This window comes from Streptomyces atratus, from assembly GCF_040655115.1.
Lineage (GTDB): Bacteria > Actinomycetota > Actinomycetes > Streptomycetales > Streptomycetaceae > Streptomyces > Streptomyces atratus_D.
This window is the reverse complement of the sequence record NZ_JBFAJH010000020.1, coordinates 47,410-59,951: the sequence shown is the minus strand read 5'-3', so window position 1 is coordinate 59,951 and position 12,542 is coordinate 47,410. Positions and strand designations below refer to the sequence as shown.

Sequence of the window (12,542 nt, the reverse complement as noted above, 5' to 3'; positions counted from 1 at the left end):
ACCGGCCCGGGGAGCCTCGCACCGGCCGGAAGGCCGGGTCGACGCCATGCTAGTTTGTCAGTTTTGATCACTATCCGTATTCCTGAGGCCGTAGATGCTGCGATCCGCCCTGCTCGGCCGCACCTGGCTGTTGCCCCTCCTGGTCTGTGCCGTCTATGCGCTGGCGCAGCTGACCGCCGGTTCCTCCTGGACCCTTTTTCCGGACTCGTACCGTTACGCACGCGCCGCGGAGCAGCAGCTCGGCGCCACGCGCGAAGAGGCGCACCACACCGCGCTCACCGCGTTCTGCACGAGTCGCGCCGATGCGGCCGCGGAGTCCAGGTCCCTGGATCCGCTGGCCGGTTCCGCCGACGTGACCGCCGCCAAGGCATCGAGCTCCGCCGCCTGCCTGACCCGGTGGTCCGACGCCACCGATATCACCACGGCGGACGACCGCTACCAGGCGATCTTCTCTACCCGTCCCGGGTATCCGCTGCTCGCCGCCCCCTTCATCGGCGCTCTCGGCGTGCTGGACGGGATGCGCGTCCTGGGCCTCGTACTGGCCCTGGCCGGTTCCCTGATGGTCTGCGGACTGCTGCGGAGCGCCGGTCTCGGCCGCGTACCGGCCGTCGTCGGGCAGGTCGCATTTCTTGTCTCGCCACTCGGCTGGTGGAGCCTGCAGGCGCTGAGCGAGGGTCTGGTCACGATCTGTGCGCTCGGGACGGTGTGGGGTGGTGTCCTGATGGCGCGTGGCAGGCGGCCGTCCGGCGCGGCGCTGTTCACCGGCGCCCTTGCCGTGTGCGCGGTGACGCGCTACTCGACGGCTCTGCTGCTGGCCGCCCTGATCGCGGTCGCGGCGCTCGCCTCCTGGCTCCTCCGCCGCTCCCGGCACGATCTCCTCCTCGCCGGTGCGGCCACCGGATGCGCAGCCGCCGTGGCGCTGGCCATGAAGCTGCTCGGCCTGCCGTCCTCCGAGGTCACACTGCAGGACACCTTCACGCACCATTTCCGCTCGCCGGACGTGCCCGACCCGTGGGCCCGGCTGACCGACCTCAATCTGCAGTACTGGAGCCACTGGTTCGAAGAGCAGGCCGCGATGCCGTTCTTCCTGGTGGCCGTGGTGGTCTCGCTCTGGGTACTGATCCGTCGCGGCGGCGTCCTCGGCCCGCTCGCGTGCGCGGTGGCGCTGACCGGCGTCGCCCAGGTCGCGGCTCATCCGCTGGCCCAGGAGGCGGATCGGCTCGGAGTGCTCATGTGGGTTCCGGTGACGCTGGGAATTACCCTGATCGCAGAGAGCGCTCAGGTCTTTCGCCGGTCCCCGATTGGCCGTACGGTCCGAGTTCCTTACTCAACCGTGGAGCCACAACGTGTCGACACCACAGATCCCCGATGAATTCCTGGCCAAGGTTGCCCGCAGGGCGACCGCGCGCATGGCCCGCACGGACCGGCCGTTCCTGGCCGAGCGCGTCCTGGGCGTCACCGCCCACCGCGTCCGTGACCGCAGGCTCAAGGCGGACCTGCTCGGCGCGGCGGCCGAGGCGCAGCTGTCCCGGGGTCTGGTCCCACGCCATCTCGTCCAGGCGTACGGAGCCAAGCTGGCCTGTGCGGACGCGCACCTGAAGGCGGGCCGGAAGAAGGAGGCCGCCGCGGCTCTCACCCGGGCCCTGCTGCTGGCTTTTCACCGGGTTCCACACGTCGACCGGCTCCACTCGCCCCTGTCGGACGATCCGGCCGGATTCACCGCCCGGCTGCGCACCAGCACCACCGCCCGCGCGGTGACGGCACCCCGCGGCCGGAAGACACCCCCCGCTGTACCCCCGACCGGCCGACCGCTGCGGCTGCTCGTGGTAAACCAGGCCAACGCCAACTTCCTGGGCCTGCTCACCCAGCGTTACGCGGACCATCCCGGTGTCGAGCTCCGCACGCTGGACCTGGCGGCCGATCCGGTACTCGCGCCGCTGGCCAAGGGCCTGCGGCGGATGATCGAGCTGCCGCTCGGGACCCAGGCCGCGTACGCAGCCGAGGTCGAAGCGGCGCTGCGCCCCCATCTGGACTGGGCGGACACCGTCTTCGTCGAGTGGTGCTCCACGGCCGCCGCGTTCATGACCTTGGTCGATCCGGGGAGCACCCGGATCGTCGTCCGGCTTCACAAGTACGAGTCGTTCACGTACTGGCCGCACATCATGGACTTCTCCCGGGTCGACGATGTCGTGTTCATCGCGGAACACATGCGGGAGTTGACCACCGCCGCCGTTCCCCGGCTGCTCGCTACCGACGCGCCGCGCCTCCACTTCCTGCACAACGCACTGGACCTGCGGCGGTTCGACCGTCCCAAGCGCGACGACGCGCGGTTCACCGTGGGCCTGATAGGCATCGGCCAGATCGCCAAGGACCCGCGCTGGGCGCTGGAGGTGCTCAGGCTCCTTCGGGCCCGGGACGAGCGCTACCGCCTGCTGATGGTCGGCGACGGAATCGATCCGGCACCCAGCGCGGCGGCCGCCGCCTATTACGAGGCCCTGAAGAAGGATCTCGCCGAGCTGGAGCCCACGGGTGCCGTGCGCAGACTCGGGCCGACCGACGACGTACCCGGCGTGCTCACCGGAGTGGGCGTGATCCTCAGCAGCTCCGTCCGTGAGGGCTGTCACGTCGGCCTGATGGAGGGAGCGGCGGCCGGTGCCGTGCCGGTCGTCCGGGACTGGCCGTTCGTGGCCGGCCGTCCGCACGGCACGCGGACCCTCTTCCCCGAGGACTGGATCGTCACCACCCCGCAGCAGGCCGCCGAGCGCATCCTCGCCGTCACCGCGTCCGAGGAGATCCAGGCCGAGGCCGGGCGCGAGGCGTCCCGGTACGCCCTCTCGACCTGGGACTGGGAGACCGTGCGGAGCGACTACGACCGCCTGCTGCTGGGCACGGACCGCGACGTAAGCTCGCCGGTCGAGGCCCCACTCCGAAAGGCAGACGCGCAGTGAACTACAGAGTCCAGCCCACCGCCCAGGTCGACGAGACCGCCGAGATCGGGGCAGGCAGCAGTGTCTGGGAACTCGCCCAGATCCGCGAGCAGGCCCGGCTCGGCGAGGGCTGCGTGGTCGGCCGCGGCGCGTACGTCGGTACGGGCGTGCGGATCGGCGACAACGTCAAGATCCAGAATTATGCGCTGGTGTACGAACCGGCCGAACTCGCCGACGGCGTCTTCATCGGCCCGGCTGTGGTACTCACCAACGACCACAACCCGCGTTCGGTCGACCCGGACGGCAAGCAGAAGCGCGGCGGTGACTGGGAGGCCGTCGGCGTGAAGATCGCCGAGGGCGCGTCACTGGGCGCGCGTTCCGTCGCGGTCGCCCCGGTCCGGATCGGCCGCTGGGCCATGGTGGCGGCCGGCGCCGTGGTGACCAAGGACGTGCCCGACTTCGCCCTGGTCGTCGGCGTTCCGGCCCGGCAGGCCGGCTGGGTCGGCCGCGCCGGTGTGAAGCTGGTCGAGCGCGAAGGTTCGGCGGGTATCTGGGAGTGCCCGCAGACGGGGGCGGTATACGAGGAGAAGGCCGGGGTTCTGACCGAGCGCGCCGCGTAGGCCCAGGACCGGTCCAAGGAAAGCGCCGCGGGTATCGGCCCCGTTCAAGGGCAGATACCGCGCGGCGCTTCCGTCCTGTGGCACGGCCCCGGCTTCGCAAGGTCGCCTGTTCACGCGGCTGGGGCCGACACCGGCCGCCTGCTCGAATGGGAACGACTTCCTCGCCCCGCTCCTCAAACACTCCGTGCACGACCCCGATGTGGAGCTGCGCCTGCTCACACCGCGTCCGCCCGGGTGCTCGGCCCACCGGCCAAAGGCATGGGCATGGGCATGAACAGAATGTTCCAGCAGGCGGTCGGCAGATCCCGCGAACACGGGCGTGAAGCCGAGGGGGCGCTCCGTCCGCAAGAAGTGAAGTGAAACGTAACGGATCAACTCCTTACCGTGCGGGAACGGGCGAGATTTCCCCGCCTTGTTCGGCACATGCAACCGGGCGCATAAGATGCCCGGGTTTACCGGCGCCCTACACGTGAGGCCAACATGTCCCAGACCGACGTCCAGGTCCCCGGCCAACTGGACGCACTCGGCGCGAGCGGAACGCAGTCCCCCAAGAAGGGGGCCGTACCTCGGCTCTACGCACTGGATGCCCTGCGTGTCCTGGCGGCGCTGTCCGTCCTGTTCTTCCACTTCACCGGCGTCGACGCGGCGACCAGGGCCAACTGGGGCGTGAACCCCAAGGAGCTGTTCCCCTGGCTCTTCCCGGTCACGTCGTACGGTTCGTACGGCGTCCAGCTCTTCTTCATCATCAGTGGCTTCGTCATCTGCCTCTCGGCCTGGAACCGCACACCCGGGCAGTTCGTACGCGCCCGCTTCCTGCGGCTTTTCCCCGCCTACTGGTTCTCGATCGTCGTCGCTTTCCTGGTCTGGCGCGTGCTGCCGGACGGCCGGCGCACCGCGCCCAGTATCAGTGAGTCGCTGACCAACCTCACGATGTTCCAGGTGCCGCTCTCCGCGCAGCACCTGGTGGGTGCCTACTGGACGCTCTGGGTCGAGCTCACCTTCTACCTGATCTTCCTGGTGGTGCTCTGGAAGGGCGTCGACTACCAGCGCCTCTCGGTCTTCTGCTGGGTGTGGCTGCTGGCGAGCGTCCTCGTCCAGCAGGACAAGGACGTGCCGCTGCTCGGGATCTTCGCCCAGCCACTGAACACCGCGCTGTTCGTGGCCGGCATCGCGATGTATCTGATGTACCGCTTCGGACCCGATCTGAAGCTGTGGGGACTGCTGGGCGCGAGCTGGCTGGTCATGCAGAGCGACCTGGTCGAACACGCCGACAACCTGCGCCACAACAAGGGCATGGACCGGGACCCGTACCTCGCACTGGCCCTGGTCACCGTCTTCTACCTGCTGGTGCTGGCCGTGGCACTGCGCAAGGTGAACTGGATCAACTGGAAGTGGCTGTCCACCGCGGGCGCCCTGGTCTACCCGCTCTACCTCCTCCACGAGGAGCTGGGCTGGGCCATGATCCGCAAGCTGTACGGGCACCTGGGCGCCTGGCCCACGCTGGGAGTCACCACGGCCGCGCTGATCGCGCTGGCCTGGCTGGTGCACCGGTTCGTGGAGCGGCCCTCGCAGAACTGGCTGCGCGCTGCCCTGGCCCGGGAATCCAGCAATCCGCCGGAGCTGACCCATAGTTGATCGCGCGCCCGGCGTCCCTGCGGGCTGGAGTTCTCGCAGACGACGAAGAAGGGGCCCCGCCGTGCGGCGGGGCCCCTTCGCGCTGCGAACAGCGGATGCGTACGGAGATCAGCCGCCGATGACGACGCGGCGGACGCCCTCCCAGCGGGCCGGGTCCGTCGTGCGGCGGCCGTCGACCAGGACGCGCACGTCCGGCAGGTCGGCGGCGGCCAGTTCGCGGTACTCGGCGTGGTCGGCCTGGAGGATCGCGGCGGTGACGCTCTGGCCCTCGTGCGGGACGAGACCGTGCGCGGTCAGCTCCTCGGCCGTGTACATCGGGTCCGATACGAACGGCACCGCACCGCGCGCCTTCAGCGCCTCGACCGTCCCGTAGACGCCGGAGAAGGCCGTCTCCTTGACGCCGCCGCGGTAGGCCGCGCCCAGGACGAGCACCTTCACACCGTCCAGGTCACCGTAGGCCGCTGCGAGGAGATCCACGGCGTACGACGGCATAGCGGCGTTGGCCTCGCGCGCCGAGCGCACGACGGTCGCCTCCGGGTCGTTCCACAGGTACATCCGCGGATAGATCGGAATGCAGTGGCCGCCGACAGCGATGCCGGGCTGGTGGATGTGGCTGTACGGCTGCGAGTTGCAGGCCTCGATGACCTTCTTGACGTCGATTCCGGTCTTGTCGGCGAAGCGGGCGAACTGGTTCGCCAGGCCGATGTTGACATCGCGGTACGTCGTCTCGGCGAGCTTGGCCATCTCGGAGGCCTCCGAAGTGCCCAGGTCCCATACGCCGTTGGGCCGCGGCAAGTCCTCGCGTGCGTCGAAGTCGAGCACCTGCTCGTAGAACTCCACGCCCCGCCGTGTGGACGCCTCGTCGATGCCGCCGACCAGCTTCGGGTAGCGGCGCAGGTCGGCGAAGACGCGGCCGGTGAGTACCCGCTCCGGGGAGAACACCAGGTGGAAGTCCTCGCCGGCCTTGAGGCCGGAGCCCTCTTCGAGCATCGGCGCCCAGCGGGTGCGGGTGGTGCCGACCGGTAGCGTGGTCTCGTAGCTGACCAGGGTGCCGGGCTTCAGTCCGGCGGCGATCGCCTTCGTCGCGGAGTCCATCCAGCCGAAGTCCGGGGTGCCTTCGGCGTCCACGAAGAGCGGCACGACGACCACGACGGCGTCGGACTCCGCGACCGCGGAAGTGGTGTCCGTCGTCGCGGTCAACAGGCCTGCCGCAACGGTCTCCTTGAGCTTGACGTCGAGGTCGTGCTCACCGGGGAACGGCTCGACCGCGGCGTTGACCAGCTCGACGACCTTCTCGTTGACGTCGGCGCCGATCACCCGGTGGCCCTTGGCAGCGAACTGCACGGCCAGGGGAAGGCCGATCTTGCCGAGGGCTACTACACAGATGTTCATGGGGTTACTTCCTCTTGGAGAACTTTGCGCCGGCCAGCCGGGATCGCAGCCGCGAGCCCAGTGATGCCTTGGGCGGGTTGAGCGGGCGGGTGCCGACCACCACGCGCCCCTTGCTGTTGGGACGTACCGCGGCCCGGTACGGCTCATCCCCGCTGCGCCACTGCCGCGCCAGCGGCATCGGACGGCCGTCGGCCCGCACCGGGATCTCGTACGTCGATCCGGCCACGTCTATGTAGACACGCACCCCGCGCTTGGAGCTGCGCGGCTCCAGCGGGATCCGGGCATAGAGCAGCGTGGCGTTGCCGTCGGCCGCGACCTCCCGGAAGAACTCACCGGGCGCCGGGGGCAGTTGCTTGTCATCGGGCAGCCGCTGGGCGCGCGCCTTGTCGGCGCTGCCGGGCATGGCGCCTTCGGCGAGGCGTACGACGGCGGAGCCGGTGTCGCCGACGACGCCGATCCGTATCGTGGCGGTGAAGGACAGTTCGTCGCCCTCCTGCGCCCAGCCGGACTCGATCAGCTCGGTCTTGTTCGCGAGCCGTCCCGGGACGCGTTCGCCCACCAGCTCGAAACAGCGGTCCGGAAGCTCCGTACCTGCGTCGCGGAAGCCCGGGTACCGCGCGAAGGCGCGGCCGTCCTCCAGGTGGAACGGCGGCGCGCCGTGCTCGGTCTCTTCGGTGATGGCACGGCAGAGTGTGTCCGTGGCGCCGCTCTGGGCCAGCCGCAGCCTGGCCCGCAGCTTGACGGGCAGCGAGTCGCTCAGCTCGTCCGTCAGGTAGCTGTCCGCCAGCCGCGCGATGCCCGCGCAGACCTCGCGCCGGGTCTCCTCGTCGAGCGCCGGGAAGTCGCCCTGGATGAGCTTGGACAGCTCCCAGGTGAAGTGGCGTGTGAGGAGGGCGTCCCGATTCGGACCGGCCTCGATCAGCCCGGCCGCGTGGTCCATGATCGCCGCGGTGCAGCGCAGCCGCGCCAGGTGATCGGCGCGGTAGGTGATGTTGCTGGCGTCGCCGCGCTTCACCGCGTAGTAGCAGGTGTAGTCGGCGACCACCGATATCTTGCGGGCGCGGTAGCAGGCCTCGATGGTGAACGGCTGGTCACTGCCGACCGGCAGATCCTCCGGGAAGCGCAGCTGGTACTTCTCCACCAGCTCGCGGCGGAAGAGCTTGGTGTTGGCCAGCGCGAACGGCAGCTCCCGCCCGTAGAGGCTGACGTCCGGGTCGTTGGCCTTGTAGAGCGACTGGCGCACGTACCGGCCGTTGGTACCGACCATCTTGCCGACCACGACGTCCGACTCGTTCCGGTCGGCGCAGGCGACCATCCGCTCCAGCGCTTCCTCGCCGAGGTAGTCGTCGGAGCCGATGAAGTAGACGTACCGGCCGGTGGCCAGCTCCAGCGCGCGGTTGCTCGGCGCTGCCGGGCCACCGGAGTTGGGCTGGTGGACCACCTTGACGACGTTCGGGTAGCGCTCGGCGAACCGGTCGAGTTCGGCGCCGCTGTCGTCCGTCGAACCGTCGTCGACCGCCACGACCTCAAGGCGGTCCGTACCGATGGACTGCCCGATGAGCGAATTGAGGCACTCGGTGAGGTAGGGCATGGTGTTGTAGACGGCGACGACGACGCTGACGTCGGGGGTGATCGTCACGCTGTGGTCCCTGGGGTGAGGTCGGGGTGCAGGTCGGTGTAGAGCTTGTCGAGTACCTCGGCCTGTGCCTCCCAGGTCCAGGTGTCGAGAAGACCCGGCTTGTCGTACGCGGCCTTGTAGCGGTCGGGGTCGGCGAGCACAGCCTTGACCGCGGCGACGAATCCGTCGATGTCCTCGGCCGGGAAGACCTCGCCCTGGCCGGTGGCCCGGGCAGCCTCGGACATCGTCTTCACGTCGCTGACGACCAGCGGCAGCCGGGCGTGCGAGTACTCGAAGAACTTCGTGATCAGTGCGATCTCGTGGTTCGGCCAGTGGTGGATCGGGATGCAGCCGACATCGGCGGCCGACAGGAAGCGGACCACCTGCCAGTGCGGCACGTACGGGACGGCGTGCAGCCGGTCGCCCGCGCCCAATTCCTCGGCGCGCTTCATCAGACCCTGAATGTACGCGGCGGCGGGGTTCGGCACCACGAAGGCGATGTGCACCCCGTCGAGATTCGGCAGCGCCTCCACCATGTCGCCGAGGCCACGCTGCGGTCCGGGCGAACCGCTGTAGACGATCAGCGGAACATCGGGGCCGATGCCGCACAGCTCGCGCAGGTCGGGCACCTCGGCGTCGTCCTCGGCCGTGGTCTCGACCGGCCGGTCGGGGGCGTTGAGGACGACGGTCGGCTGCGCCTTGAGCCCGTGCCGTTCGCGCAGCAGGTCGGCGAGGCCCTCGGAGACCGTGACGACGGCGTCGGCGTACGGGGCGAACTCGCTCTCGTGCGCGGTGTTGCCCGGAATCCAGTGGGCGTTGTCCTCCCAGGGGCGCACCCCGGGCAGGAACTCATGTGCGTCCCAGACCAGTTTGACGTCACGGCCGGCGGCCCTTGCGCGCACCGTGGCGCGAGCGCCAACGCCGAGCATCCGGAAGTCGTTGGCGTGGATCAGATCGGGCTTGAGGGCGTCGATCTCCTTGCCATAGGTCAACTCGTAGTCCCACAGTGCCGGTTCGAGGCGACGCCAGGCGCGCCTGCCCTTCGCCGCCTTCCAGGACGCGGTGAACGCCTGGTCCAGCGGGCCCTTGAGCCTGCGGCCCGCCTTCTGCGCCTCGGTGCTCTGGCGGGACCTGAAGGAGATCCAGCGCTGCATGACCTTGGAGGCGGGGCCCGCCGCGGCGAGCCTGACCTTCTCGGTCTTGCGGAAGAGAGGTGAACCCACGGCATGCGGGGCCACCTTGAGCGCCGCGCGCCGGGTGGCCACATCGGCGCGCCAGGCCTTGGCCCACTGGCGACGGTACGCGGCGAGCGGGCCCGGCGGATAGGCGAGGGGGCGGCGCAGCAGCGAGCGGTGACGCTCGGCGTGCCGCTTGGCCAGCGGCGTCTTCAGGGGCAGGAGCCGCACCTCCGCCTCGCCCAGCTTCCAGCTACGGCCCTGGCCAGACCGGACCAGACCGAGCAGAACCACGTCCCAGCCGGCCTCGGCGGCGGACTCGGCCGCCTTCTGCACCCGGGAGTCGCCCTCGACCTTGTTGTCGACCAACATGACGACGCGCCCCTTGGTGGTGCGGGTGGCATCGGCACTCTGCACTTCCATCAACAGCCTTTCTGGACAGGACAGGTCACTTGAGGCACATGCATCACTTGAGGAAGCCGCTCAGGACCTGGGCGGTCCAGCTTCCGTCGTGGTATGCGTGGGCGAACTTCACGGCCTCTCGGCCGATCTCGGCCGTCTTCTCGCGGTCCTCGACCAGGGACTCCAGCACCTCGCGGAGATCGCGGGGGGTGGCGCTGACGATGGGCAGGGCCCCACCGGTGGCGGCCTTCACCTCGTCACTGATGTAGCCCACGACGGGCTTGCCCGCTGCCATCGACTCGACGGCGAAGGTTCCGTAACTGCCGGTGGTGAACTGGTCCAGGACCAGGTCGCACTCCTTGACCAGCTCCCGCATCTCGGCCCAGGGAATGCCCTCGGCGAGCCGGAAGTCGATGAGGCCCTTGTCGTGCAGCTCGGTGAGGACCGGCATGATCCGGTCGGTGCCCTTGGTCCAGCGCTTGGACGGGGCGTGCATGACGATGGGCCGCTTGCGCTCCATGACGGGGCGGTCGGTGGCCCAGCCCGCGACGTCCACGACCAGCGGCGCCCAGGTGGCGGCCGGCAGATCGTCGAGCAGGTCGGGGGTGGTGACGTACACCGGCAGTCCGGCCTCGTCGGCTATGCGGCGGTTCCGCTCGGCCTTGTCCCGGAGCTTCTCCAGGACACCCTCGGGGGCGTCGTGGAAGAGCGAGAACTCGTGCCGCTCCATGTGTCGGGCCGGTTGCCGGATGTCACTGCCATGCGAAAGCAGCGCCACCTTGATCCTGGCCTGCTTGAGCGCCGGGAGGTCACCCAGGATCGAGTCGCCGTTGAGGTGGCCAAAGACCGGCATGAAGGCGTCGACGAGCACATGCGTGTAGCGGCCGACGACCCGCCGAACCTGCTGGAACTCGACGTCGAGCTCCCTGAGCCGGCTGGCGTCGACGTACACGTCGGCCGGGTAGTCGATGGACTCGGGCCGCCTGTTCATCACCACTTCCACCGACACGTCTTGGTCGAGACGGGTGATGGCCTGGGCGTACGCGGCTCCCTGGCCGGCGTAGTTGGCGGGCCCCACACCGAGCCTGACGCGGGTGCCTCCGAGCTTGCGCCAGTCCGGGTCACCGCCCACCTCACCGTCGGCCGCGGGGCGCACGCGCGCCGTGGCGGGCGTCTCCTGGACCGTCCACGACAGCTCGGGACGCGGCCCGGGCGGGGTCCTCTTGGACAGCTCGCGGTACAGCTTCAGCAGTCCGGCGCTCTGGTACTCCCAGGAGAGCTCCTCGCGCACGGCCTCCGTGATCTGTCCGGCGAGCTTCTCCCTGCCCTCAAGAGCGCGGTTCACGGCCCCCGCAAAAGTGGTCGGGTCGTCCCAGGTGAAGACCTCACCGAGGCCGTGCTGCTCGACGTACGCCTTGATCACCTTGACGTCACTGGTGACCAACGGCAGACCGGCCTGGAGGTACTCCGAGACCTTGGTCGGCAGCGAGACCTCACAGTTGGGGACCTTGCGGAAAGGCGTCAGCCCCAGGTCGGCAGAGGAGAGATAGTCGGCGACCTCGTGCTGCGGCACGTAGGGCACCAGGTGGATCCGGTCCCGTACCCCCAGCGTCTCCGCCTCCGCCAGGATCCCCTCGAGCAGCGGTGTCGTCCGGCCGACCACCAGCGCGAGATGCACACCGGGCAGCTCGGCGAGCCCCTGGACGACCACGTCCACACCGCGCTCGGGGCCGATCCAGCCCGAGTACACCAGCAGCGGGACCTCGGGCCCCACACCGGCCGACTCGCGCACCGATGCGCGAGACCTGCCGGAACCGATCACCTCGCGCACCGGTGAATTGCCCACCACCAGCGGCAGGTCGGCGAGCTTGTGGTCGTCTTTCAGCATCCCGGCCAGCTGCGGGGAGACCGTGACGACCGCGTCGGCGCGGCCGATGAACTCGGCCTCCATCGCGGGCAGCGCGTACGCCTGGCGCGGGTTGGGCCACTCCACGCCCTTGACATACTCATGGGCGTCGTACAGCCAGGCACAACGGTGGCCGGTCGGACGCAGTCGGGCGGCGCTGCGTGCAGCCGTGACGATCATCGTGGAGTCATTGGCGTGGATGACGTCGGGCTTGAGATCCTCGATCACCGGGCCGAAGGCGAGGTCGAGGTCGACCACCTGGGGCCAGTCGCGCTGCCAGTCGCCGACCGCCTGCGGGGGCTCGGACGTGCGACGCTGCTCCCACTTGAAGGCACGGACCCGCAACTTGTGCACAGCACGCCCGGCACGCAGCAGGGCCTTCAGCGAGGCCCGGCGCGGGGCGCCCGACCAGTTGCTCTCAGCGGACTTCTGCCGCACCCAGGCGCGGTAGGAGGCCTGGTACCGGTTCAGGGCGGCCTTGTCCTGGAGGTGGAACTGGGTCAGCGAACCGCGCAACGGGTGCGACCTGCGCGCGTTGACGGATCGCAGGTAATCGGTCTGGACCGGGACCCGGACCACGTCGATCGGACCCATCTTCGAGCGCTGGACCCGCTTGGTGTCACTTCGGCCGATCAGAGTGACGTCCCAGCCGTCCCTGGCCGCAGCGATAGCGGTCTTCTGGACTCGCGAGTCACCGGTGATGCCATTGGCGACGATTACCGCGAGCCGCGGTCGACGGGTGGGGGATTCCATGCGTGCTTCCTCCGGAGGAAGAGACAGAGTTCGGTGCCCGGCCCCACGCATTCGCGACGGGGCCGGGGACAAGCGGGATGTGGTCCTCGCCCAGCCACCGAGTCGGGGTCGAAC

At 69.5% G+C, this 12,542-nt stretch carries 8 protein-coding genes; 4 read left to right on the top strand and 4 right to left on the bottom strand.

Annotation, left to right across the window (positions count from 1 at the left end; translation table 11 throughout):
• The first annotated feature begins 94 nt into the window (after positions 1 to 94).
• The 4 genes from AB0I23_RS22110 to AB0I23_RS22095 all read left to right on the top strand — a co-directional run bounded on the left by AB0I23_RS22110 (position 95) and on the right by AB0I23_RS22095 (position 5,182).
• A complete protein-coding gene (locus AB0I23_RS22110) occupies positions 95 to 1,372 on the top strand; it encodes a hypothetical protein (protein WP_359111559.1) in 1,278 nt (425 codons plus the stop codon).
• A complete protein-coding gene (locus AB0I23_RS22105) occupies positions 1,347 to 2,948 on the top strand; it encodes a glycosyltransferase (RefSeq protein ID WP_359111557.1) in 1,602 nt (533 codons plus the stop codon). The genes AB0I23_RS22110 and AB0I23_RS22105 overlap by 26 nt, the downstream gene beginning before the upstream one ends.
• Positions 2,945 to 3,547: an acyltransferase gene (locus AB0I23_RS22100; protein ID WP_359111555.1), complete on the top strand. Its 603-nt coding sequence runs from the start codon at positions 2,945 to 2,947 to the stop codon at positions 3,545 to 3,547. The genes AB0I23_RS22105 and AB0I23_RS22100 overlap by 4 nt, the downstream gene beginning before the upstream one ends.
• Positions 3,548 to 4,027: 480 nt before the next feature.
• The gene (locus tag AB0I23_RS22095) at positions 4,028 to 5,182 is read left to right on the top strand and encodes an acyltransferase family protein (protein ID WP_359111554.1); all 1,155 of its coding nucleotides are present in this window, start codon (positions 4,028 to 4,030) and stop codon (positions 5,180 to 5,182) included.
• A gap of 108 nt (positions 5,183 to 5,290) precedes the next feature.
• Here the strand turns inward: AB0I23_RS22095 and AB0I23_RS22090 are convergent, their stop codons facing one another.
• The 4 genes from AB0I23_RS22090 to AB0I23_RS22075 are packed head-to-tail and all read right to left on the bottom strand — an operon-like array spanning position 5,291 to position 12,428.
• Entirely contained in the window at positions 5,291 to 6,574 is a 1,284-nt protein-coding gene (locus tag AB0I23_RS22090) for a nucleotide sugar dehydrogenase (RefSeq protein WP_359111552.1), read from the bottom strand.
• A gap of 4 nt (positions 6,575 to 6,578) precedes the next feature.
• The gene (locus tag AB0I23_RS22085) at positions 6,579 to 8,165 is read right to left on the bottom strand and encodes a glycosyltransferase family 2 protein (protein ID WP_436846981.1); all 1,587 of its coding nucleotides are present in this window, start codon (positions 8,163 to 8,165) and stop codon (positions 6,579 to 6,581) included.
• A 44-nt stretch (positions 8,166 to 8,209) separates the two neighbouring features.
• Entirely contained in the window at positions 8,210 to 9,790 is a 1,581-nt protein-coding gene (locus AB0I23_RS22080; protein WP_359111548.1) for a glycosyltransferase family 4 protein, read from the bottom strand.
• A gap of 43 nt (positions 9,791 to 9,833) precedes the next feature.
• Positions 9,834 to 12,428, bottom strand: a complete 2,595-nt coding sequence (locus AB0I23_RS22075; protein WP_359111547.1) for a glycosyltransferase family 4 protein — start codon at positions 12,426 to 12,428, stop codon at positions 9,834 to 9,836.
• Positions 12,429 to 12,542: the final 114 nt, after the last annotated feature.